Raw genomic sequence first — 24,437 nt, 5'->3', positions numbered from 1 at the left:
GTTTTTTGTTAACTAGATTTTGGTAAATATTATATGTGGCAAGGATTTTTACAAATTGCACTAACTCTCGTCATTTTAATTATCATCACCCCCTTTTTTGGACGCTACATGGCGCGAGTATACTTAGGTAAAAAAACATTTTTAGAACCGATAATTTCTCCAACAGAACAACTAATTTATAAACTCAGTGGCATTGCTTACCCAACAGAAATGACAGGTTGGCAATATATCAAAGCCCTACTTTATAGCAACCTATTCATGGGGATTTTCGTTTATTTAATATTCCTGTTACAAGGAGTTTTGCCCCTAAACCCAACTAACTTAAGTGCACCTAGTTGGGATTTAGCATTACATACAGCAATCTCATTTTTAACTAACACAAACCAACAGCATTATTCCGGCGAAACAACCTTAAGTTACCTCAGCCAAACAGTAGCTATTACTTTTTTAATGTTCACTTCCGCAGCAACAGGATTAGCAGTTGGCATTGCCTTTATTCGGGGATTAACAGGCAGACCATTAGGCAATTTTTACGTTGATTTAATTAAATCAATTACTCGAATTTTACTACCGATTTCTTTAGTCGGGGCATTACTATTAATAATTTTTGGTGTACCGGAAACCTTAGCAAGTCCAGCTACAGCAACTACTTTAGAAGGTAACATTCAAGTAATAGCCAGAGGCCCTGTAGCCAGTTTGGAAATTATTAAACAATTAGGAGAAAATGGCGGTGGATTTTTTGGGATAAACTCTGCCCATCCCTTTGAAAATCCTAATGCTATAACCAATTTAATTGAAATCCTTGCTATGGTTAGTATTCCCGCAGCATTGATTTACACTTACGGGATATTTGCTAATAACACCAAGCAAGCGTGGTTACTGTTTTGGATGGTATTTATCATCTTTGTTTTCTTAATTGGAATTAGCGCCATTAGTGAATATCAAGGCAATCCTTTAGTTAATAAACTTTTAGGCGGACAACAACCGAATTTAGAAGGAAAAGAAGTGAGATTTGGTTGGGTTGAAACTGCACTTTGGGCAATAGTAACTACAGGAACAATGTGTGGCGCAGTTAACGGAATGCACGATTCTTTAATGCCTACAAGCGGTTTTTCCACCCTGTTTAATTTGTTTTTACAAATCATTTGGGGAGGTCAAGGAACGGGTACAGCTTACTTGTTTATTTATCTAATTTTGTCTGTGTTTGTCACAGGATTAATGGTAGGAAGAACTCCCGAATTTTTAGGGCGAAAAATTGAAAAACGGGAAATAGTTCTGGCTAGCGTTATCCTGTTAGTTCATCCAATTTTTGTGTTAATTCCAGGGGCAATTACCTTAGCTTTTCCGGGAATTTCGGGAATTACTAATCCTGGTTTTCATGGAATTTCTCAAGTAATTTATGAATATGCCTCCGCTTCAGCAAATAATGGTTCTGGTTTTGAAGGTTTAGGAGACAATACATTGTGGTGGAATTTAAGTGCTAGTGTCAGTCTTTTGGGAGGACGTTACATTCCAATTATTGCGCTTTTGCTATTAGCAGATAGCATGAAAAACAAACAACCAGTACCAGAAACTAGGGGTACTTTACGCACTGACACAGTTTTATTTACTAGTGTGACAGCTGGCGTAATTTTGATTTTAGGTGCGTTAACTTTCTTTCCGGTTTTAGCACTAGGGCCGATCGCAGAAGGTTTCCAAATAGCCAATTAAATCCCCTTAGATCCCCGACTTCTTGAAGAAATCGGGGATATCCAACCCTATATAACTAACAATAAGTAATCACAAAAATGAGCAATTCTACTTCTAAACCCAGACGTACACCCCAAGGCCCAAGAGATTCTCGTCGCCACACACCAAAAGTAGATACAACAGGGATTTATCAAAGGGCTATTCGCGATTCTTTCATCAAACTTGACCCCCGCGTACAAGTAAGAAATCCGGTGATGTTTGTCGTTTGGATTGGTACAATTATCACCGCATTATTAACAATCAATCCTTATTTGTTTGGCAATGTACCAGGGGAAAACTTGCGTTTTTTTAATGGTTTAATTACTGTAATTTTGTTTTTGACATTAGTCTTTGCCAACTTCGCGGAAGCAGTCGCAGAAGGCAGAGGAAAAGCCCAAGCAGATGCCCTACGTTCTACCAAATCAGACACCATTGCGAGAAAACTTTCTCCTGACGGCAAAGTTCAAGAAGTAAGTTCTACAACTTTGCGTCGAGGTGACATTGTTAAAGTAATTTCTGGCGATATTATTCCGGCTGATGGAGAAGTAATTTCTGGTGTTGCTTCTGTTGATGAATCTGCAATTACCGGAGAATCTGCACCAGTTTTAAAAGAACCTGGTTCTGATATTGCTAGTTCCGTTACAGGCGGTACAAAAATCATTTCTGATGAACTAACAATTAGGGTAACAGCTGACCCTGGAAAAGGTTTTATTGATAGAATGATTGCCTTAGTAGAAGGCGCAGAACGTAGCAAAACACCGAATGAAATTGCTTTAACTGTTTTATTAGCGGTTCTCACTCAAGTATTTCTCATCGTTGTAGCGACACTTCCTCCGGTTGCTAATTATGTAAAAAATCCGGTCAGTGTGGCGATTTTAATTGCCCTTTTAGTCGCCTTAATTCCGACTACAATTGGCGGTTTGTTGAGTGCGATCGGGATTGCCGGAATGGATAGAGTTGCCCAATTTAATGTAGTTGCTACTTCGGGAAGGGCGGTTGAAGCTTGCGGCGATGTCAATACTTTAGTGTTAGATAAAACCGGGACAATCACTTTAGGAAATCGCCTCGCAGAAGAGTTTATTCCGGTTAATGGTCATTCTCAAGAAGATATTGCCAATGTCGCTTTAGCTGCTAGTGTTTTTGATGAAACACCGGAAGGAAAATCAATAGTTAGATTAGCAGAAAGATTGGGTGCTAAAGTGAATTTTAACCACGAACAAGCTGAAGGAATTGAATTTTCTGCCAAAACTCGCATGAGTGGCACAGATTTACCAGATGGGAGAGAAATTAGAAAGGGTGCCGTAGATGCAATTAAAGGATTTGTTCGTTCTCGTGGAGGCAAATTAGCCGCAGATTTAGACCAAGCTTATGAAAGAGTTTCCCGCCTTGGTGGTACACCTTTAGCTGTTTGTCAAAATGGCGATATTTACGGGATTATTTATCTCAAAGATATCATTAAACCGGGAATTCGAGAAAGATTTGAACAACTGCGACGCATGGGTGTTCGTACAGTTATGTTAACCGGAGATAACCGAATTACTGCTTCCGTAATTGCCCAAGAAGCGGGTGTTGATGACTTCATTGCTGAAGCAACTCCTGAAGACAAAATTGCTGTAATTCAAAGGGAACAAGCTGAGGGAAAATTAGTAGCAATGACGGGAGATGGCACTAATGATGCGCCAGCTTTAGCCCAAGCAAATGTCGGTTTAGCAATGAATTCTGGTACTCAAGCGGCGAAAGAAGCGGCGAATATGGTTGATTTGGATTCTGATCCTACAAAATTAATTGATTTGGTGACAATTGGCAAACAATTATTAATTACTCGTGGGGCTTTAACTACTTTTTCTGTTGCTAATGATATCGCTAAATATTTCGCAATTCTGCCAGTAATTTTTGCGGCAGCGGGTTTACAAAGTCTGAATATTATGGGGTTGGTAAGTACTCAATCTGCGGTGTTATCGGCGTTAATTTATAATGCTTTAATTATTCCTGCTTTAATTCCTTTAGCACTTAGAGGAGTGAAGTTTAGACCTTTGACTGCTAATCAACTTTTGCAACGTAATATTTTGCTTTATGGTTTGGGTGGAGTTGTGGCACCTTTCATTGCAATTAAAGTTATTGATGTTTTGATTTCTGTTGTTGGTTTAGCTTAAAGAGAATAGAGGTAAAAATGATGAATTTGCCAGCATCGATCGAGTTAGTAAAAATTCAGTTACGCAGAAGACCTTGGGCAAGTTTAATATTTTTAGGAATGTGCTTAAACCTAATAATTGCTCCTGCTGTTTATGGGGCTGCTGGTGGGGAAATTGAGCGAAGTTCGGCTTGGGCGATCGGTCTATTAGGTTTATTAACTTTAGGTCTTTCTATTTATCTATTTGTTGTCATTTTTCAACCGGAGCGTTTTTAAAATGATTAGAGAAATTTCGCGGGCAATTCGTGTTAGTTTGGTGTTGTGGATATTAACAGCTATCCTTTATCCAGCAGTTATTTTAACAGTAGGTTTATTACCACCTCTGCAATATAAAGCAAATGGTAGCATCATTACTAATTGGCAAGGACAAATAGTTGGTTCAGCTTTAATTGGTCAACCTTTTACTTCAGATAAATACTTCTGGAGTCGTCCTAGTACTACCAATTACAGTAGTTTTACCAAAGAAGAATTTAATCCGACAAAACCAGAAAATATTACCCAAAGAACTGGTACTTCTGGTGCTAGTAATTTGGCTCCTAGTAATCCTGATTTAATTAAAAGAATTGAACCAGAAATCAATCGTTTAAAACAAGCTGGAATTCCACCAACAGCAGATTTAATTTATACTTCTGGCTCTAGTTTAGACTCTCATATTAGTGTAGAATCAGCTAAAGCTCAGATTACTAGAGTGGCAAAAGTGCGATCGCTAAATCCCAACCAACTAGAAATTCTAGTTACTAAAAATACTGACGACAGATTTTTAGGCATTTTTGGAGAACCCGGAGTCAATGTATTAAAATTAAATCTGGCATTGGATAATATACCCGTAGCTCGATAAATTTTCCAAGAATAAAGTTTGAAGATTTTGGCGGTTTTAACCGCAACTACACAAACAAAGTCCACCTACGTGGACTTTCAGAATTGGAACCTGCGTAGGCAGGTTTTGTATGTATAGCCGCGACTTTAGTCGCATGGGCAATACCAAATTTTCCCCGATAACCAACCATTTATGATTCATTCCAGTGAGATTTTCTATCAAGCTAATTCCCAACGTCGAGGCAAACACAAAATATTTATTGGTATGGCTCCCGGCGTTGGCAAAACTTACCGAATGTTAGAAGAAGCCCATAAATTAAAAGAGGAAGGAATTGATGTTGTAATTGGATTATTAGAAACTCATGGAAGAGAAGAAACAGCCAAAAAAGCAAGAGGTTTAGAAGTAGTTCTTCACCAGGAAATTATCCACACTGGCATTATTTTAAAAGAAATGAATACCAATGCCATTATCGCCCGTCAACCTCAATTAGTCTTAGTTGATGAATTAGCTCATACCAATGTACCAGGCTCAATAAGAGAAAAAAGATACCAAGATGTAGAAGTGATTTTAGCCGCCGGAATCAATGTTTATTCTACTGTAAATATTCAACATTTAGAAAGCCTCAATGATTTAGTGGCTAAAATTACTGGTATAGTGGTTAGGGAGAGAATTCCCGATCGCATTTTAGACGAAGCAGACGAAGTAGTAGTTATCGATGTCACCCCAGAAACCTTACAAGAAAGATTAAAAGAAGGCAAGATTTACACCACAGATAAAATTGAACAAGCTTTACATAATTTCTTTAAACGTCGCCACTTAGTCGCCTTAAGAGAATTAGCTTTAAGAGAAGTCGCTGATAACATCGAACAAGATGCCGTTACCGCCAGCCCAACTGATAGATATTGCAGCGTTCATGAACGAGTTTTAGTTTGTATTTCCACCTATCCTAACTCAATTCAATTATTACGAAGAGGCGCAAGAATCGCCACTCAATTACACGCCCGTCTTTATGCTTTATTTGTAACTCCACCAGATCGTTTTTTAACTAAAGAAGAAAGTATACACATTGAAACTTGCGAAAATATTTGTCGTCAATTTAATGGTATATTTTTAAGAGTAACTAGTACAGATATTGCTCAAGCGATCGCAGACACCGCCCACAAATACCACATTACCCAAGTCGTCTTAGGACAATCACAAAAATCTCGTTGGGAACTATTCTGGCGAGGTTCCCTAGTGCAAAAATTAGTCAAATATCTTAAAGACGTAGATTTGCACGTCATCGCCACCCAACAAACTAAATCTAAGTAATACAAAATAGACTTCTTGTAAAAGTCAGAAATCTTGATTGTTTAACCACAGATGAATACAGAGATTGTCTATTTTGGCAACAGTCTAATGTAGAGACGTTTCATGAAACGTCTCTACAGTAAGGGGTGTTCATTTTTGGTTACGCCTTCGGCTATAAAAATCGGTAATTAATCATGGATAATAATTAATTGGTTAACTTACTCATTACCAAATGACTAGAGTAATAGGTTTAATAAGCGGTACATCAGTAGATGGGATCGATGCCGCATTAGTAGAAATTTTCGGCACAGAACTAGACCTGAAAATCGAACTTTTAGCCGGGGAAACATACCCCTATCCGCCTGCATTAAGAGAAAAAATTTTAGCAGTTTGTGCTAACTCGGCTATTTCTATGGCAGAATTAGCAGAATTAGATGATACGATCGCCCAAGTCTTCGCCCAAGCCGCCCAAAACATTCAAACAAACCACCCAAAAGCCGAACTTATTGGCTCACACGGACAAACAGTTTACCATCGTCCACCCCAACAAAATTCTTTAGGTTACAGCCTACAGCTAGGACGGGGAGAAGCAATCGCCCAGTTAACTGGAATTAACACCATCAGTAACTTTCGCGTCGCAGACATCGCCTGTGGTGGACAAGGTGCGCCTTTAGTATCCCGTGTCGATGCCTTTCTCTTGAGTCATCCCACAGAACATCGCTGCATACAAAACATTGGTGGGATCGGAAATGTAACTTATTTAGCACCGAGAAATCAGGAAAATTGGTTACAATCTGTCTGCGGATGGGATACAGGCCCCGGAAACTCGCTTTTAGACCTAGCAGTGCAGTATTTAACAGGTGGAAGTAAAACCTACGACAAAGACGGCGAATGGGCGGCTAGTGGGACACCCTGCATTCCCTTAGTTGAATATTGGCTACAAAACCCATTTTTCCAAGAACCACCGCCCAAATCCACAGGGAGAGAATTATTTGGCGTAGATTACTTTCAACAATGTTTGGCAGATATTAAAAAATATGAACTAAGTTCTGGTGATTTTCTCGCCACCTTGACCGAACTTACCGTCGCCTCAATAGTACAAAGTTACAACAAATTCTTGCCGAAAATGCCAGACAAAGTGTTAATTTGTGGTGGAGGTAGTCGGAATCTTTACTTAAAAAAACGCTTGGAAACCAATCTAAACCAAAAGTCAGAAACAAAAATCCCTGTTCTCGCCACCGATGAAGTTGGTTTGAGTGCAGACTATAAAGAAGCGATCGCATTCGCTGTCTTAGCCTATTGGCGAAACCAGGGCATACCTGGTAATCTTACGCAGGTAACAGGTGCTCGAAAAGAAGTAACTTTAGGGAATATTTACCTTGTTACCGATCGACTCCGTGTTAGCATAGAGTCTTGATAATCGCGCGGTGAGCAATCGTAGCAAGGGATAGAAGCGTGGCTCACACCTTTCTGTTAGAGTCGGGGCGTTGGACGTTACAAGGAAACTGGCTTGAACGTAACGGAATGCCTATTATTGTTAAAGGGAAAACCCTGGTAGCATGGCGAGAAAACTGGTTCACAATGGTGACACAGTTAATGTTTCCCGACAGCGATCGGGAAAACATCACCTTCCAATACCGGGGACGTTTAGATCTAGGGGAACGCCAGTATACATTCGTGTTGCAGCATAATTTATTAGGGCGCGTCGAAGGAGAAGGTTGGATCGCCCCAGAATCGATCGTTCAACGATACTGGGTATTAGGCGATCGACAACGCCGCAGCGGTTTTGAAACCATGCACCAGATAACCGACAACCAATACTATATGTCCAGCAGCATACTAGCCGGACACTATCTAACCAGTATGATGGAAGTCACATTAGAACGTCAGCCAGAATAGAATTATCCTTGATTGTCAACTAGTGATGATTTGGTCAAATAAAAAAATGATTTAATTGGTGTGAGGTTTAGCAACCAAACCATCATTTACTTAACTCATGGATAATTTAAAAATTAACAATCCCTCTGTCTGATGGCGCTGACAGCTAGAGAATGCCAACACCAAAGGCGAATATCGTATGAAAGTTAAGGGGAAGTAAGGCTACTGTCTAAGGGGTAAAAAACATTTCTCTACCTAAGAAATCGAGGCAACTTCTTGATGTTCTGAAGATCGAAAAACTAAAAAACTGTTCTTATCCAACTGACCTGCTCTTATATTTCATTAACGCTCCTTTTTGAGCGGAGCTTTATCAAAATGACAGATCCGAAAGATCCAAATATTGGTCGCTTACTTGACGATCGCTATCAGCTAATCGAGTTGATAGGGACAGGCGCTATGGGTCGGGTTTATCTAGCTAATGACACATTGTTAGGAGGAGTCCCCGTTGCCGTTAAATTCCTGTCACTAGGAATTCAAAATCAAAAACTACGATTGCGCGAACGATTTGAACAAGAAGCCCGAACCTGCGCCCTTTTAGGTCAAAAAAGTTTACACATTGTCCGCGTCACAGATTTTGGCGTGGATGAAAACAGCACACCATTCTATGTAATGGAATATCTACAGGGAGAAAGCCTTAGTGATGTAATTCGCGCTCAAGCCTTACCATTACCCAAATTCCTCAGCCTAGCGCGACAAATCTGCTTAGGATTACAATGCGCCCATAACGGCATCCCTGTAGAAGGACAAATTTGCTCAATTATTCACCGGGACATCAAACCCAGCAACATATTAGTAATCCAAGACCCCAGTCTAGGACAATTAGTAAAAATTCTCGACTTTGGCATTGCCAAACTACGTCAAGCTGATAGCGACCAAACTAACTATTATTTAGGAACTCTGGCTTACTCTTCACCAGAACAAATGGAGGGTAAGGAACTAGACAACCGCTCAGACATTTATAGTCTGGGTGTCTTAATGTTTGAAATGCTCACCGGGAAAATGCCATTACAGGCAGAAACCCACTCTTTTGGAGGTTGGTACAAAGTTCATCACTTCCAGAAACCACGCTCTTTTGATTCCACAAATCCTGATTTAAAAATACCAAAAGCTCTAGAAAGCTTAATTATGAGTTGCTTGGCAAAAACACCAAGCGAACGTCCCCAATCAGTAGCAGAAATTCTGAAAGCTTTAGAACCTTTAGAACAAAGATTTAGTACAGGTAGGCAAATTGGTCAACGTATTGGGAGCAAGCTTTCGGAAATCTCCCAAGTACAGCAAGCAAAAGTGCTGAACACACCTTCAGCTTCACCAGAAGAAATAGAACGGTTGGCAAGAATGCAAACTTGGCCTCCAGATAAACCTCAAGCAGAAATTGTCTTTGCCAATTCTTTAGGTAATAGTAAACAGAAGTTAGCTACGCTCTGGGTAATGCTGAAAAAGGCGGACATTCAACAGCGCATGGTTTGCAAGCGCTATAATCAATTCTTGTTTTCCATGACTCCTCATCCGATGCTGCTGTGGATTACGGCACTTTATACTCGTGAGGCTGGTGCTAGGTGGTTGCGTTGTTATTTGGATATGAAAACCCCTCAAGGTGAGGAAATTACGCAACTTTTGGGAGAAACAGGTAAATATTTGGTATTGTTATTTCCTCTGGAGGAGCCGAAACGCTGTATTCATGTACTCAATGTGAGTATTGCTCCTACTCAATGCCAATTACTGCAACAGTGGTCACAAACTAGTCAGGCGTTGATCTCGACGGGTTCGCCAAAAATGAGTAAGGAGTTACTTCATAATCAGTTTGAAAGGATTAAGCCGCAAATGTTGATGAAATTAGAATCTAGTTCTTCTTTAGGTCAACTCGATGACAAGTTAGAGAAACAGAGCTAAGTTAACCAGTTAATTGGTAGAAAATAAGCTTATTTAGGGGAAAGTTATCGTTAATTTCCCCAAAAACCTTTGTATTGATAATTTAGTCAAATTACTTTAGCTTGATTGAGTTTGGTGAGGAGTTGGTAAGAGTTTTTCTTTGAAGCAAGGCCAACTATTTGAAATAATTGATTGTGGAGCGCTCTTGAATTAGAATCGTCGGAAAAGTGTAGATGAGGTTTTTTTACTACTGAGTCCGGTTTTGAATTGCGGGTTATTGTTTAGTTGACGCCCCATCATCCCCAGCTTCTTTCCCCAAGGAACAAAGCAAGAGAAGGAGGTCGCCTACTGCGACGATACTCTATTCAAAATGTGGACTTGGTTCTAAGCCCCACTGGTGCTTGAGTAGATGTTTGTAGGTCGCTTCTCTATAAACCATTTGTTCATAAAGCTTCATGAGAAAGTCTTGAGCTTGTTCCAGGCTCATTTGTTGTACTTGGGTCTGGAAGGAACGAATATTGAATTGCTGTTCTAGAGAAAGTTCGATAGGTTGATTCATGACTATCTCCTAAGAAAGAGTATAAGTGATAAGTGAATTGACTTTAGAAGTCTTTTTCCAATGCAGTTTGAGCAGATGCGGTAGTTAGGTTTCTACCTTATATTACAGAATATAACAATTATTTGACAAAATGCTCATACTGCTGTGGATGTATAGTTCTAAAATCAAAAGGAGGATAAGCGTTTCTGGACATTTCCATAGCGCTTAATGGTATTTTTAGCAAGTACTTAAAATAAAAATTGCTCAGGATGAACAAAAATGCTGAGTACAATTACCTAGATAGCCAAAATTTATTTGCTCTCAAGTGATGAAGAGGCTGGAAAGGGCTGGAGAAATAATATAAATGAACTGGATGTATAAATTTCTTCATCCAGTTACGATCGCATTTAGCATTTAAGTTTTTCTGGTTTTGCTCAGGAGTCTTGACTAACCAACTCTTCGATCGCCACAATAACCACAGTAATATTGTCTCGTCCGCCATTCTCTTTAGCGGCTTCTACCAGTGCTGTGGCGGCTTTGTTACATAAGGGATACTCTAAGAGTTGGGCAATGTTTGATTCTGGGACTTCTTCTGTTAGTCCATCGCTACATAAGAGTAGGCGATCGTCTTTTTGAACATCCAAAGGGTGAATTTCTACCTGAGCTAAATCTTCCCTTCCCAGACATTGGGATAACATATGTCGCCAAGGGTGAACTTTGGCTTGTCTGGGGGTCAAATCTTTAGACCTCATTGCTCTGGCGACCCAGGTATGATCTTCGGTGATTTGCTCTAATGTCGAGGCACGTAGACGATAGAGGCGAGAGTCACCGACATGAGCTACCCAAGGAGACTGTCCTCTAAAAACTAGTACCACAGCGGTCGTCCCCATATCTGACCGTTCTGGGTGTTCGCGTTGGTCTTTTAAAATTGCTTGATTTGCCTCGAAAAAGGCTGCTCCTAAAAGTTGTACAGAGTCTTGTTCGGAAGTCCAATATTTATCCAGATAGGACTGAATAGTTTCAGTAGCTATCCTACTTGCTTCTTGACCACCTGCGTGTCCGCCCATACCATCAGCGACGATAAAAAATCGTCCTTGTGGGTCAATATAATAAGCATCTTGGTTTGCCTTGCGTACCACTCCAGGGTCAGAAACACCATCAAAGCTACTTTTCATACCCTTGGTAATATACCAACAAAATAATTAACACAATCAAATTTAGAACATTCTTTCATAGCGGTCTAAGCGTCGTAGCAATCTTATTAAAGCTAAAGACACTATGACTGCTATTAGAGCGGCCACGATCGCTAGACCTACCTTATCATGAACAAATAAGATAGTAGCGGAAAGCGTGAAAGCACTTATTATTAAACCGTAAGTCGTACCCATTTGTGTACCGTTAATCCGCCGCAAAATGCGATCGGTTTCTGTAGAACGGACGCGCACGCGGATATCGCCCCGCTCTAATTTTTCTAGTGTATCCTCAATTCGCCTGGGTAAACCAAGGGCGGTGCTGCTAACTTGGGCAGCTTGACGACCGAGTTCTCCTAATAGGCTATTGGTGGGATCGAAACCGTTTCCTTCGCTCATAAGCTGCATTGTAAAAGGTTGAGCAACTTCCATAAAATTAAATTCGGGATCTAAACCTTTACCGACTCCTTCTAGGGTAGAAAAAGCTCGCATGACAAAGGTAAAGGTAGCGGGGAACCGAAAAGGCTGATCGTAGGCGATTTCGTATAGGTCATCTGCGATCGCGTTTACCGACTGAGTTTCAAACGGCTTATCCATGAAGTTATCCAGCATATACTGGATCGATCGCCGTACCGGGCCCATATCATCGGTAGGAGCTAAAGCACCGAGTTTGACTAGGGAGTTCATGACGCGATCGCCATCCTTAGAAGCAATCCCAAACAGCGTTTCCATCAACTGTTCCCGCACGTTGGTTTCAATTTTCCCCATCATCCCGAAGTCGTAGAAAATCAAAGCCCCGTCAGCACTAACAGCGATGTTACCAGGGTGAGGATCGGCGTGGAAAAAGCCGTAATAGAGCAATTGTTGTAAATAAGCTTTTGCTCCTAATTGGGCTAAAATTTTCCGGTCTAATCCTGCCGTTTCTATTGCTTCATAATGGCTAATTTTAATTCCCGGTAAATACTCCAGAGTTACTACTCTAGGTGAAGTATAACGCCAATAAACGCGGGGAACTTTTACCCAATCAGCATTGCGAAAGTTCCGCCGAAAAGTATCTGCATTACGTCCTTCATTTAGGTAATCTATTTCCAGCCACAAAATGCGACAACACTCTTCATAAATCCCTAACCAATCTCGACCACGACCCCATTTAGGATGATTTTGGAAATAGCGAGTGATGCCTTTAAGAATTTCTAGATCGATCGTAAATAGCTTCACTAAACCTGGACGTTGTACCTTTACTACTACCTCTTCACCGGAATGTAGTTGAGCTTTGTGTACTTGTCCCAAACTAGCTGCTGCTAGAGGAATCGGGTCAAAACTGCGATAGAGTTCTGGAACTTTTTTCCCTAAATCCTGCTCGATAATTGCTTCTACTTGTTCGTAACTAAAAGCCGGAACTTTATCTTGCAGTTTAGTCAATTCTTCAACATATTCGCTGGGAAATAAATCAGCCCTAGTGGAAAACAATTGCCCAACTTTAATAAAAGTTGGCCCCAAATCTAGGAAAGTATCTCGAATCCAGATGGCTTGTTTTTTTCGTCTCGCCGCTTTTTTGGCTTCTGTCATTCCCCCTGGATAACTCCAGGGTTTACTATCAAGCCATAGTTCAAACATGAGGGTGAGAACGAAACCCCAAATGTCTAAAAAACGGCGTTGACGCGAGTAATTTTCTCGATTCCAACGGTAGGCTTTATCTTTGTATGGTTTTCCCATATTCCAAGACCTGCCTGATACCTTTGGAAAGGCAACTCCTTCGCTGGGGGAAATTTTTTCTGAGTATGGGCGATCGCTATATCGCTTGGGCATGGGATGGTAGGCAGGACAGATATTCGCGTTTACAGCTTTACTTAACTAAATAGCTCAAGAAAATAATTTTCCTTGACTATGAAACGTACAGCAATTTAGCTACCGTCTCTTTTCTATACTATAAGACCTAAAGCGATTAGCGGGAAAAGCTTAAAAGAGAAAACTTCTCACTCTAAGATGACTTTATTTCCCTCAGAACCTTTCTAATTTACACCGAACGATTAATGCGATATCTTTGCAATTCGGCCCTTAATTCAGCAACTTCGGCTCTAAGTTCATCAATCATCGCTTGTAAATCTTGTTCTTGATTGAATCCAGAACTATAGGAAGAAGTATAGCCGCTAGACCGCCCCTGCATAGACAATTCTTCTTCTCTTCTTGCCCTTTCTAAAACTTGTTGGGTAAATTGGCGCAAGTTTTCCCTTTGTTCGGCATCAAATTTACCGACTTCACTCATAAAGTTAGTCAGGGCGGATTCTACTTGTTGGTTTAGAGTTTCGGCAACTGCTCTACCTACGAAAAAAGCTTGAATCAGAGGATTGCTCATGGAAAATTTTGCTCCTTGATAACCGACTGAATTATAACGCGCTCGGAGGAGGAGCGGGGACGTGAAGGGGTTTTAAATGGGAGCATCCCAATTTTGCCAAAATACCAAGCGATTAGAAATCGCGGCTACACAGACAAAGCCTGCCTCCGCAGGCTAAAAGTCCGCGCAGGCGGACTTGGTTTGTATAGCCCCAGACTTCCAGTCTGAGGGGCAATTTACACATTTGGGATGCTCCCTTTTCAACTAATCACCTATATTCGCATCAATTGAAACTGATAAAGCTCTTCACAACTTCGTGTCTCCACCTTCCTGTACTCCCTGTGTTTCCTGTGTTCCCTGTGTTCCCTGTGTTCCCTGTGTTCCCTGTGTCTCCACATCTTTGCGTCTTTGCGTTCCCGTATCCTCAGTGGCGGGGATAGGGGGCATGATTTGGACAGCTGGAGATGGGGGAGAGGATTCTTTATTAGGTGCAGTTTGATTGGTGGAATTATTAGTTGGTGTGGGTTGGGTTTCTGTTGGGGTATTTGCTTCTGGGGTGGTTGAGGAATTGGGATTGGAAGTTGTTGCTTCTGATGATGGGTTGGAGTTGGGGGTTTCTGTAGTGGGTTGGGGTGTGGTTTGGCTGGAGTCTGGAACAGGTTGTTGATTGCGCTGGTAGGAACGGACTCTGCGGCGAGGACGTTGTGGGTTGGGTTGTGCTTCCTCTGTGGATGTTCGTGGGAAATTTCTTTTAGTTGGTGTATTTCTAGTGCGCGAGTTTTTTGGGGATGGTTGTGGTTCGGGGGTGGGGGAGAGGGTAGGTTCGGTAGTGGGCCAATTGTTGGTGGGGGGGAAGGATTGGGGACGTTGGAAGATGGTGGTGCTGTTGCTAAAGCGGAGGGCTAAACCGAAGGCGATTCCGACTAGGGCGGCGATCGATGCGATAATGGCTAGGGATTTGAGTTTGGGATTTGGGATGCGGGGTGATTTCCTCGCCCCATCCGGCGCAATAGTTTCGGTAGCATTAGTAGTTAGCTCAAGATTTTCCGGTTCTGTGCTGGGCAGTAGAGACAACCAATTTTCTATAGTTTGCGGGCGTTTGGCGGCTTCCATTTCCATCCCGCGCAAAATTGCTTGTTCGGTTTGGCGGTTAATGTTGGGATTGAGTTCGCTAGGATTTGGTAGGGAAATTCGATCGCGCAAAGCAGATGCTACTGGTGGTTGTCCTGTCAGCAAAAAATACAGAGTAGCAGCTAAAGCATAAACATCCGTAGCCGGACTACGGCGAGCTTGTGGTAAATATTGTTCTATGGGTGCATATCCAGCAGATAATACGCCTGTGTGAGTTTGGGTAACTCCAAGAGTAAATTCCCGGGCAATCCCAAAATCGATCAAAATTACGGTTTCTGTACCTTCGCGCCGAATAATATTTTGGGGTTTGACATCTCGGTGAAGTAACCCATTTTTGTGTACTACCTTTAAAGCCGAACCAATTTGACGGATGTAGCGGATGGCTTGTGCTTCTGCTAAAGGCTGTCCTGGGGCGACCAATTCGGCTAAGGTCGGGCCAGGAATATAATCCATAACAATGAAAGACTGCCCTTCTTCCTCGAAAAAGTCTAGCACTCGCACAATGTTGGGATGCTGACATTTGGCAAGTCTTTGGGCTTCAGCAATAAATTGTTGCTGAAATCGTTCAAAATACCCTTCTCGGCGCAGTTCTTCGTTCAGGGTTTTAATCACAACCGTCTGTCCTAGATAGTTGTGGGTGGCTTTGTAGGTAATGCCAAATCCTCCCTGACCAATAGCGTTTTCTAGAACGTACTTGCCATTTTGTAGGACTTTACCAGCAGTGATGTTCATGGGCAACAAAGGAAGCAACTTTAAAGGGTGCCAGTCTCCTATAATAAGCTACTCTTTGGCAATTGCCCTAAAGATCTTATGACAGTATCAAAGAAAACTGTTTTTGGCTAGGGTTTTAGTGGAAGGTGTATCTAAGTTTGTTAGTATCATTTGTTCTACTAACTTTTTTGGTGTGAGGTTAAATGAATAATTGCTTGTGGGAGAGTTGGTTAATCAGTTCAACGATTTTAATTGCTAGTGGGTCGATATTTGGGAGTGCGATCGCAGCACAGGTGACAGACAATGGAAAAATTAGGGGAGAAGATGCGATCGTAGTTGCTCAAGTTTCGGGTTCGGGAGAAACTAATTCACTAGATTTTTCCGAAATAGACCAAGTAACATCTGTTTCCCAATTGCGCGATGTCCAACCGACTGACTGGGCGTTTCAAGCATTACAATCTTTGGTAGAGCGCTACGGTTGTATTGAAGGTTATCCCGATCGCACCTATCGTGGTAATCGGGCAATGACTCGTTATGAATTTGCTGCTGGATTAAATAGTTGTTTAGATCGAATTCAAGAATTAATCGCCTCTTTACCCCAAGGTGTGAGTCGTGAAGATATCGATCGTTTACGAAAATTACAAGAAGAATTTGCCGCAGAATTAGCAACTTTGCGCGGTCGAGTTGATGCTTTAGAAGCCAGAGTTAGTAAAGTAGAAGCCCAGCAATTTTCTACTACTACTAAACTTCGCGGTTTTGTTGCTTTCAACCTCAGCACAGCTGCCATTGCTGGAGATGAAGTTAAAGTCGAAGGTTTTAGTGGTCCACCAGCGATGGCTATGCGCGATCCTGTAACTAATCGTCCAATGGTAAGAAGGGCAGGTAATCCCAATACTACCTTAAGTGGATTAGCATGGTTAAATTTCAACACTTCCTTTAATGGCAGAGATTCCTTAGTCACTAAATTAGTAACTGGAAATGGTAATTCACCAGTCAATCAGTTGCTTTCTGCGGGATTATTTAACACTGCTGGCACACCATTTTTCGATCAAACTGCTGGTGTATTCGCCAATCAAGTTGTACTTGGTGAATTATTCTACAGTTTCCCCGTCGGCGATAATCTACGACTTACTGTTGGCCCAAGAATTAACTGGTTTCTTCACTTTGATTTTAATCCTTTCACTCTACCTTTTACAGGTGCTAATACCTTCAACACCATTAATAGCTCTTTTGCCACTTCTACTAAGCGGGGTGCAGGTGCAGTTGTAGAATGGACTATTTCCAAAAACTTCGAGTTTCGCACGGGCTATTTAGTAGAAAATATTGAGTTTATTCCTGGTGTTCGTCCTGCTGCCGATCCTAACCGAGGTTTGTTTAATGGTGCAGATACAATTACGGCTGAGTTGACTGTTAAACCAGCACCAACAGCTAATATTCGTTTCCTTTATCAACGTTCCAATTTAGCCAGAAATTTTCTCGGACAAATCGCTGCCCAGCCAATTTTAGGAGTAGCTGATGATGGTTTTGGTGGTAGAGTTCATGATGCCACTGCTGATACTTTCGGGGTAAACTTTGATTGGTTAATTACTAAAAGTTTTGCAGTTTTTGGTCGTTATTACTATTCCAGTACCAACATTAATCCGATTAATCCCAGACTTCCCGACGGCAATATTAACGCCCAAAATATCCAAGGTGGTTTAGCTTTTCCTGACTTAGCGAAAAAAGGTGCTTTAGGAACTCTAACTTTTGTCATTCCCTTTGATGTTTTGCAAGGTCGGAGATTTTTAGTTGCTGGTGGAGGTAATGGTGGAACTCAATACGAAATTGGTGCAACTTACTTCTTTCCTATATCCACAAATGTTGCCATTATGCCATCTTTGTATGTGATTGGGAATATCAACAATTTCGATGATAACCCAACAGTTTTTGTTGGTAACTTACAAACTCAATTCCGCTTTTAAAGCATATAAGTTCAGAATTGTTTGTTGTGAAGACTTTAGTCTTCTATTCTGGGAAGGACTGAAGTCCTCACAACGAACTTTTTTAGAAGGAAATGTCTGGTTGGGTGGGTTTATTTTGATAGTTGGGAGTAGTTGTTTGTAACCTGCGTCTTTGATTATTTCTCATGTTTTCGATCGCTTCTGGTGGGGTGTTAGGGCCGATCGCACCACAGTAATATAAATTCATCACAGCTTTAAATGCCCAATCATTTGGTGATACATCTCGAAAGGGAATGGGCAAAGTTTCAGGTCTACCTTGGACACAAGCATTAATTACTTGTTCTTCACTAACTTGTGCTGTAGTTTGAGGTGCGCTAGTTTGGGCTAACGTGGGTAATGCCAAACACAAGGAAGTGAACAGGGCGGAAGTAGCTATTTTCAAGGGTTTCATGGTTTTAGTTTCAGTTTTTCAGGATAGTTTGAGTTGATTAATAATAGAATCTTCTTCAATTTGTGCTTTAGCAAAACGTTTCGCTAAAGGGGGAACGTACACCAATGGATTACTAAAACCGGAGAAAATATGAATGCCTGTAAAATTGGGAATTTCTCCGATTACTGGTAAACGATTATGACTAAATGCTACTAAACAATGATGCCAAATTCCTGGTAAGGTTGCCAATTGGGGGAGAATTTTTCCGACTTGGGTTCGCAGGTCGGTTTCGCTGGTTTTAGGATCGATGTTAGCATGGCGATCGCTCAAAGTCCGGCTAATTTGTCCAATGATAATTCTGCCATTTTTAAATTGAATCGCCCCCGGATCTAAAATATACGGCACTATCTCTATTTCTGGTTTCTCCCACAGATGTTCAACTGCCGATGTGGTAGAATCTGCTTCTAGCTGAAACCGTTTTATTTGTGCTGGCATAACTAAAGTTTTTAACTTCATCTCAACGGGGGGAATTTCAATTAATTCAGAATGGGTAAAATACAATCTAACGTTGATTCCCGCAGCTTTAAGTAAACTGCGACTAACTCCCCCAGCACAAACTACAACATTCGCACTTTGGTAAGTTTCACCGTTCGTTTTTACTCCAAAAATTCGCTGTTTTTCCTGAAGAAAATCCAAAACTTCAGCTATTTGGATTTCTCCACCTAATCTCATCATTGCTTGAATGTAAGCTTTGGTAGTTAATTCTGGATTAATATGTCCATGTTTAACTGTTAAAGCACCATTGATAGACTCAGGACTTAATAAAGGTTCGACTTCACAAGCTTCTCTGCTATTTAGCAGTTTCGGGGGAATGGCAAATTGACTGTAAGCAGAGGCAATTTTTTCGGGATCTTCGCTGACATCAATTGTTAAAATTAAGTCTAATTCCCGAAACTCTGTATCAGCTTCTAATTCTTCCGATAAAATGCGATGACAGGCAATTCCTTCGGCACAAAGTTGACGAGTTAATTCTGTTGTTCCTGACCAATATGCTAACCCACCGTAGCTGTAACGAGTAGCATTTTGTGGCTGGACTTCTTTCTCTAAAAGTAGCACGGAAAAGCCTACCTTTGCGAGTTCGTAACTTAATGTTGCACCTGTAATTCCGCCGCCAACAACAATCCAATCGTATGTTTTCATTTGTCGATTTCACCCAGTAGTTAAAGATTTAATTTAGCAAGTTCTGCGGGTAATTTAAACTTGCCTTCAGCATCGGGAGGAAATGCGATCGCATCAATAACCGCATCAGTATTTAACGCCCCATAAATATGCGGGAACTTTTCTTCTCCTACCGCTTCATATTTAATTTCTGCTTGCACTTTATCTGAATCAATACAGAGTAAAACTAATCCGGTTTGATTCGCAAAAAATTTATTAGCAGTTTTTTCAACTTGTTGTATAGTTGAACAATGGATAAAACCTTCTGAATCTAGTGTATTGTTGTAGTAAGTTCCCCTAAGTTTCGCTTGTTCCCATTCTGCTTTTTGGGTAATGTGTAAAATCAGCTTCAAGTAATTTTCCTCCATCTAAAGCAGTAATTTTGTTACAGATCAACTAAACTTAACCTAAATATAAATTATAGATAACCTTAGTGCTAGAAAATAACAAAGAAAAGCAATGAATACCGACACCTCATTGGGACTTACGCCAAAAACGCAGTGCTGTTACCTGTTTACTAAAAAGAGTTCCGGTAAGCAGTTAACGGTCGCTAACCATTTTATGGTAAAGCGTAAGTCCTATTCATGTTTGCTATTTTTTAGAATTTAGAAGATATGATTAATTATGAGTGACTTTTCTGAAGAGAAATGGCAAAGAATTAAGTTTTTAGCTGCAAGATTACAAGCAATCAAAAATTTATTGAGTACTTTTATTAAAGAAGTAAATAATCAACCATTTGCGGAAGATTTACAGCCAATCAAAAGACAATTAGAATCTGATTTTGAAAAGACTCTAGATGAATTACTGCAATTAATCGATAATAACACTATTAATAACGGTAATAATGAAGTGAATAATCATTAGATTTTTAGGGAATAGAAAAAAATCAATTATTCTTACAAATATCTAAAAATCAAAGATAAACTAGAAAACACACTAAAAATTTTAGGAGTGTTTGGTGATGAATGGGGAAGCAGAAAAACCTGTTACTTATCGAGGTGGGTGTCATTGCGGCGCGGTGCGATTTCAGGTGATAGTCGATCGCCACGAAGTAGTTGATTGTAATTGTTCAATTTGTAAGAAGAAGGGTTTTTTACATTTAATTGTCCCGAAAGAACAATTTACCCTGTTGCAGGGGGAAGATGCTTTAACAACTTATACTTTTAATACGGGAGTAGCGAAACATCTGTTTTGCCGCATTTGTGGGATTCATTCTTTTTATATACCCCGATCGCACCCCGATGGCATAGACGTAAATGTGCATTGCTTGGATGAAGATGTCCTGTCACGGTTTCACATTGTTCCTTTTGACGGCGCAAATTGGGAACAAAATATAAATAAACTGCGAGAAAACTAGGAATTTGGGAACAATTAAATGCCAAAATAAATATTCTGCAATTTCAGACTCGAAACACTCATGGTACAATCACAAAGATACCGGATTACGCTTTTACCCGGTGACGGTATCGGCCCGGAAATAATGGCTGTTACAGTAGATGTATTAAAAGCAGTAGGTCGGCAATTAGATATCATCTTTGAATTTCAACAAGCAAAAATCGGCGGTGCTGCGATCGATGATACAGGCGATCCGTTACCCCCCGCTACACTGGAAATTTGTCGCAACAGTGATGCTGTTTTACTCGCTGCTATTGGGGGTTGGAAATGGGATAATTTACCTTCTCAGCAACGTCCCGAACGAGGACTTTTAGGATTAAGGTCGGGATTAGGTTTGTTTGCTAATCTGCGACCTGCGAAAATTTTACCCCAATTAATAGACGCTTCCACATTAAAAAAAGAAGTGGTAGAAGGTGTGGATATTATGGTAGTCAGGGAATTAACTGGGGGAATTTATTTTGGTCAACCCAAGGGAATTTTTGCTACCGAAACGGGGGAAAAACGGGGTGTAAATACGATGGCATATACTGAAAGTGAAATCGATCGCATCGGTAAAGTTGCCTTTGAAACTGCTCAAAAACGTAGAGGTAAACTTTGCTCCGTCGATAAAGCTAATGTGTTAGAAGTGTCGCAATTGTGGCGCGATCGGATTACCAAATTAGCCCCAGAATATCCAGATGTAGAATTATCTCATCTTTATGTAGATAATGCTGCTATGCAATTAGTTCGCGCCCCGAAACAATTCGACACAATCGTTACCGGAAATTTATTTGGCGACATACTTTCTGATGCAGCGGCAATGTTAACAGGTAGTATTGGTATGTTACCTTCTGCCAGTTTAGGTGCAAGCGGCCCCGGAGTGTTTGAACCAGTCCACGGATCTGCCCCTGACATTGCTGGTCAAGATAAGGCAAATCCCCTAGCGCAAGTACTTAGCGCTGCTATGATGCTGCGTTATGGACTTAATCAACCCCTCGCTGCCGATCGCATCGAACAAGCTGTATTACAAGTCCTAGACAAAGGTTATCGCACAGGCGATATTATGTCAGAAGGAATGACACTTTTGGGCTGTCGAGGCATGGGAGATACCCTACTGACAGAACTAGAAAACCTCCAATCCTAATCTTCCTCGTGTTAATTGGCAGCTATTAATATCAGCTGCCGCAGCACCTAAATAAATCCCAGAGAAAATGGACTAAAACTGTGGTACAAAGTGGAAATCAACAGCTAGATATTGACATCAGTTCAACAGCTATTCCAGCTTTACCTGACCCAGGTATACTGAAAGCTGCTCGGAACATTTATCGCCTCTACTACGAAGTACATCCCAATGTTTCGCAGCGTCCCTTGGGTGTGGTAATCAATCGTAAAAATTATCGAGGTAAACTGATTTTTTCCCAGAAGATAGTTCTCCTCCCTACAGAATGTTTTGTACCCTTTAATGAGATTGAATCAGAATTATACTAACATACTGATTCAACTATTGTTAGAGTTATAACTAAGAGCCTGTAAGTGTAAATTAAATAATTGTTAGGATTGCCTAGAGCTAAATTTAGGCAAAATCTATGTATGGAAAAGTTTTCAGATTTTAGACGATCTCCATTCAGTTGACTTAAATTGAACTTTCCCACCTCAGCGTAATATTTCATGTTATAAATACTACTGATCTTGCTAATAAAACTTTGCTAACACGGTTTAATTATTTTATATATTTTATAGATTTATTATTAATAATAAAATTTTCAGTATTAAAGAAATATCATAGTAACCATACAAACTTCTAGTGTAGCGTGGTAGAAATAACTTTACAGCGAAAAGGGTCTTGTTCAAACCCTGTTTCCGCTTACCCGCTGTACTCTACCTGCTTGTACCAGTAATGCTGATTCAGCATTTACCAGAAACTATGGAACCGAAACAGACAGAAGAAGCACTTAAGGAAAGCGAAGCACGTTTTCGCAATGCTTTTGATTATGCTGCCATTGGCATGGCAGTAGTAGGATTAGATGGACAATGGTTGGAAGTTAATCGTTCTCTATGCGAAATTGTTGGTTATTCAGAACAAGAATTATTAAATACTAATTTTCAAGCTATTACTCACCCAGATGATTTAGTAAAAGATGTTAATTTAATCCAGCAATTATTGACTGGTGAAATACGTTATTTTCATCTAGAAAAACGCTATATTCATAAATTAGGATACTCAGTGTGGATTTTTTTAAGTGGTTGTTTGATTAGGGATACAGAAAGTAAACCATTATATTTTATTTCGCAAATTAAAGATATTACTGAACGTAAATTAGGTGAAGAAAAATTGCGATCGAGCGAGGAAAGGTTGCATTTAGCTTTAGAAGCTTCGGGAGATGGTTTGTGGGATTGGAATGTTGTTACTGGAGAGCTTTATTTAAGCCCGCAATGGGTTAAGATGCTGGATTATGAAGTGACAGATTTGCCATATCACGTTAGTACTTGGGAAAGTTTAATTCATCCTGACGATCGACCTTGGGTAATGAATAAGCTGAACTCTCATTTACAGGATGATTCATTTTATTATAAGTTTGAATATCGGTTAAAAACTAAGTCTGGTGAGTGGAAATGGATTGCTAATTATGGCAAAGTTGTCATGCGCGATCGCAATGGAATGCCTCTGAGAATGATCGGAATTCATCGTGATATTAACGATCGTAAACAAGCTGAATTAGCTCTTATTTATAGCAGAGATCTCAAAGAAGCTATTTTTAATGAGTCTACCGATGCCATTTTTTTAGTTGACGCTGAAACTCTTTTGAATGTAGATTGTAATCGGCGAGCAGTAGAATTATTTGAAGTTGATAGTAGAGATGAATTACTTAATATAGAAGGACAAAGTTTGCAAAAGTTCCGATTCACAGATGCCGAGTTAACCAATATCGTCGCAGAAATTAGAACTCAAGGTTTTTGGAAACGAGAAATGGAATATGTGACTAAAAAAGGTAAAGTTTTTTGGGGGAATTTTACAACTAAACAAATTGAAGTAGCTGGAAAAAAATTCAATTTAGGAAGAGTTACAGATATTACTAACCGCAAACAAGCAGATGATAAACTTAGGGCTTCTTTAAAAGAAAAAGAAGTATTACTTAGGGAAATTCATCATCGAGTCAAAAATAATTTACAAGTAATTTACAGCTTACTAAATTTACAATCTAAATATATAAAAGAAGAAAAAATTTTAGAAATATTCAGAGAGTGTAAAAATCGTGTTAGAGCAATGGCAATGATTCACGAACAACTTTATATTTCTAAGAATATGTCCCAAATTAAATTAGATGATTATATTAAAAACTTGGCTCAAGAATTATTTCGCTCCTATAAATTACCAGGTAGTTTAATTAGTTTATATACTGAATTGGATGAAAACGTTTTTCTAGACACTGACTTGGCAGTTTCTTACGGTTTAATTGTTAATGAGTTAATCTCTAATTGTCTAAAATATGCTTTTCCTCAAGTAAGAAAAGGAGAAGTAAGAGTTAAGGCAAAGTTAGATTCAGAGAATAAATTAACATTAATAGTTGGTGATAATGGAGTGGGATTACCTCAACATTTTAACCTGGAAGAATCGAAGCATCTAGGTTTAAGAATAGTCAAGCTTTTAGCTCAACAAATAGGTGGTGAATTTAGATATGATAGTAACAATCAAGGTACAGAATTCAAAATTTTGCTAAATTAAATTCTAACCAAAA

The 24,437-nt window shown here is 40.1% G+C and carries 22 protein-coding genes; 14 read left to right on the top strand and 8 right to left on the bottom strand.

Annotated elements, in window-relative coordinates; translation table 11 throughout:
• Nucleotides 1-33 precede the first annotated feature (33 nt).
• From kdpA to ACE1CA_RS26915, 8 genes are all read left to right on the top strand, one after another.
• Nucleotides 34-1,710, top strand: coding sequence for a potassium-transporting ATPase subunit KdpA (gene kdpA, locus ACE1CA_RS26950; protein ID WP_413278680.1), 1,677 nt, complete (start codon nucleotides 34-36; stop codon nucleotides 1,708-1,710).
• A gap of 77 nt (nucleotides 1,711-1,787) precedes the next feature.
• A complete protein-coding gene (gene kdpB / locus ACE1CA_RS26945) occupies nucleotides 1,788-3,881 on the top strand; it encodes a potassium-transporting ATPase subunit KdpB (protein WP_413278681.1) in 2,094 nt (697 codons plus the stop codon).
• 17 nt (nucleotides 3,882-3,898) lie between these two features.
• A complete protein-coding gene (kdpF, locus tag ACE1CA_RS26940) occupies nucleotides 3,899-4,135 on the top strand; it encodes a K(+)-transporting ATPase subunit F (RefSeq protein WP_413278682.1) in 237 nt (78 codons plus the stop codon).
• Between the two features lies 1 nt (nucleotide 4,136).
• Nucleotides 4,137-4,757 (top strand): K(+)-transporting ATPase subunit C, encoded by a 621-nt coding sequence (gene kdpC / locus ACE1CA_RS26935; protein WP_413278683.1) that lies wholly within the window; start codon nucleotides 4,137-4,139, stop codon nucleotides 4,755-4,757.
• 171 nt (nucleotides 4,758-4,928) lie between these two features.
• The gene (locus tag ACE1CA_RS26930; RefSeq protein ID WP_413278684.1) at nucleotides 4,929-6,047 is read left to right on the top strand and encodes a sensor histidine kinase KdpD; all 1,119 of its coding nucleotides are present in this window, start codon (nucleotides 4,929-4,931) and stop codon (nucleotides 6,045-6,047) included.
• Between the two features lie 211 nt (nucleotides 6,048-6,258).
• Nucleotides 6,259-7,443, top strand: coding sequence for an anhydro-N-acetylmuramic acid kinase (locus ACE1CA_RS26925; RefSeq protein WP_413278685.1), 1,185 nt, complete (start codon nucleotides 6,259-6,261; stop codon nucleotides 7,441-7,443).
• A gap of 38 nt (nucleotides 7,444-7,481) precedes the next feature.
• Nucleotides 7,482-7,925 carry a hypothetical protein gene (locus ACE1CA_RS26920; protein ID WP_413278686.1) on the top strand — a complete coding sequence of 148 codons (444 nt, stop codon included), beginning with the start codon at nucleotides 7,482-7,484 and terminating at the stop codon, nucleotides 7,923-7,925.
• Nucleotides 7,926-8,279: 354 nt separating this feature from the next.
• On the top strand, nucleotides 8,280-9,854 hold the full coding sequence (locus tag ACE1CA_RS26915) for a serine/threonine protein kinase (RefSeq protein WP_413278687.1): 1,575 nt from the start codon (nucleotides 8,280-8,282) through the stop codon (nucleotides 9,852-9,854).
• A 340-nt stretch (nucleotides 9,855-10,194) separates the two neighbouring features.
• Here the strand turns inward: ACE1CA_RS26915 and ACE1CA_RS26910 are convergent, their stop codons facing one another.
• The 5 genes from ACE1CA_RS26910 to ACE1CA_RS26890 all read right to left on the bottom strand — a co-directional run bounded on the left by ACE1CA_RS26910 (nucleotide 10,195) and on the right by ACE1CA_RS26890 (nucleotide 15,759).
• Entirely contained in the window at nucleotides 10,195-10,392 is a 198-nt protein-coding gene (locus ACE1CA_RS26910) for an NblA/ycf18 family protein (RefSeq protein ID WP_413278688.1), read from the bottom strand.
• 413 nt (nucleotides 10,393-10,805) lie between these two features.
• Nucleotides 10,806-11,546: a PP2C family protein-serine/threonine phosphatase gene (locus tag ACE1CA_RS26905; protein ID WP_413278689.1), complete on the bottom strand. Its 741-nt coding sequence runs from the start codon at nucleotides 11,544-11,546 to the stop codon at nucleotides 10,806-10,808.
• Between the two features lie 42 nt (nucleotides 11,547-11,588).
• On the bottom strand, nucleotides 11,589-13,277 hold the full coding sequence (locus tag ACE1CA_RS26900) for an ABC1 kinase family protein (protein WP_413278723.1): 1,689 nt from the start codon (nucleotides 13,275-13,277) through the stop codon (nucleotides 11,589-11,591).
• A 301-nt stretch (nucleotides 13,278-13,578) separates the two neighbouring features.
• A complete protein-coding gene (locus ACE1CA_RS26895) occupies nucleotides 13,579-13,917 on the bottom strand; it encodes a DUF6825 family protein (RefSeq protein WP_413278690.1) in 339 nt (112 codons plus the stop codon).
• A 285-nt stretch (nucleotides 13,918-14,202) separates the two neighbouring features.
• A complete protein-coding gene (locus ACE1CA_RS26890; RefSeq protein ID WP_486517551.1) occupies nucleotides 14,203-15,759 on the bottom strand; it encodes a serine/threonine protein kinase in 1,557 nt (518 codons plus the stop codon).
• A gap of 182 nt (nucleotides 15,760-15,941) precedes the next feature.
• Between ACE1CA_RS26890 and ACE1CA_RS26885 the strand changes: the two genes are divergently transcribed.
• On the top strand, nucleotides 15,942-17,699 hold the full coding sequence (locus ACE1CA_RS26885; protein WP_413278692.1) for an iron uptake porin: 1,758 nt from the start codon (nucleotides 15,942-15,944) through the stop codon (nucleotides 17,697-17,699).
• 82 nt (nucleotides 17,700-17,781) lie between these two features.
• Here ACE1CA_RS26885 and ACE1CA_RS26880 read toward each other — a convergent pair whose 3' ends face one another.
• From ACE1CA_RS26880 to ACE1CA_RS26870, 3 genes are read right to left on the bottom strand one after another with little or no spacing between them, the layout of a single operon-like run.
• Nucleotides 17,782-18,129 (bottom strand): S-layer protein, encoded by a 348-nt coding sequence (locus ACE1CA_RS26880; protein ID WP_413278693.1) that lies wholly within the window; start codon nucleotides 18,127-18,129, stop codon nucleotides 17,782-17,784.
• A gap of 18 nt (nucleotides 18,130-18,147) precedes the next feature.
• Complete coding sequence (locus tag ACE1CA_RS26875) at nucleotides 18,148-19,308, bottom strand: NAD(P)/FAD-dependent oxidoreductase (protein ID WP_413278694.1); 1,161 nt, start codon at nucleotides 19,306-19,308, stop codon at nucleotides 18,148-18,150.
• Nucleotides 19,309-19,328: 20 nt separating this feature from the next.
• Nucleotides 19,329-19,679: a DUF952 domain-containing protein gene (locus tag ACE1CA_RS26870; protein WP_413278695.1), complete on the bottom strand. Its 351-nt coding sequence runs from the start codon at nucleotides 19,677-19,679 to the stop codon at nucleotides 19,329-19,331.
• A gap of 271 nt (nucleotides 19,680-19,950) precedes the next feature.
• Between ACE1CA_RS26870 and ACE1CA_RS26865 the strand changes: the two genes are divergently transcribed.
• The 5 genes from ACE1CA_RS26865 (at nucleotide 19,951) to ACE1CA_RS26845 (ending at nucleotide 24,424) form a co-directional block, all read left to right on the top strand.
• Nucleotides 19,951-20,190: a hypothetical protein gene (locus tag ACE1CA_RS26865; protein WP_413278696.1), complete on the top strand. Its 240-nt coding sequence runs from the start codon at nucleotides 19,951-19,953 to the stop codon at nucleotides 20,188-20,190.
• A 97-nt stretch (nucleotides 20,191-20,287) separates the two neighbouring features.
• Nucleotides 20,288-20,683 carry a GFA family protein gene (locus tag ACE1CA_RS26860; RefSeq protein ID WP_413278697.1) on the top strand — a complete coding sequence of 132 codons (396 nt, stop codon included), beginning with the start codon at nucleotides 20,288-20,290 and terminating at the stop codon, nucleotides 20,681-20,683.
• A 60-nt stretch (nucleotides 20,684-20,743) separates the two neighbouring features.
• Nucleotides 20,744-21,844, top strand: a complete 1,101-nt coding sequence (leuB, locus tag ACE1CA_RS26855; RefSeq protein ID WP_413278698.1) for a 3-isopropylmalate dehydrogenase — start codon at nucleotides 20,744-20,746, stop codon at nucleotides 21,842-21,844.
• A gap of 80 nt (nucleotides 21,845-21,924) precedes the next feature.
• Nucleotides 21,925-22,188, top strand: a complete 264-nt coding sequence (locus ACE1CA_RS26850) for a hypothetical protein (protein ID WP_413278699.1) — start codon at nucleotides 21,925-21,927, stop codon at nucleotides 22,186-22,188.
• 436 nt (nucleotides 22,189-22,624) lie between these two features.
• The gene (locus ACE1CA_RS26845) at nucleotides 22,625-24,424 is read left to right on the top strand and encodes a PAS domain-containing sensor histidine kinase (RefSeq protein WP_486517550.1); all 1,800 of its coding nucleotides are present in this window, start codon (nucleotides 22,625-22,627) and stop codon (nucleotides 24,422-24,424) included.
• The last annotated feature ends 13 nt before the right edge of the window (nucleotides 24,425-24,437 follow it).

It is taken from the genome of Floridaenema evergladense BLCC-F167, assembly GCF_041929205.2.
In the GTDB taxonomy this organism is placed as follows: domain Bacteria; phylum Cyanobacteriota; class Cyanobacteriia; order Cyanobacteriales; family Aerosakkonemataceae; genus Floridanema; species Floridanema evergladense.
This window is presented reverse-complemented; position numbering and strand designations above follow the sequence as displayed.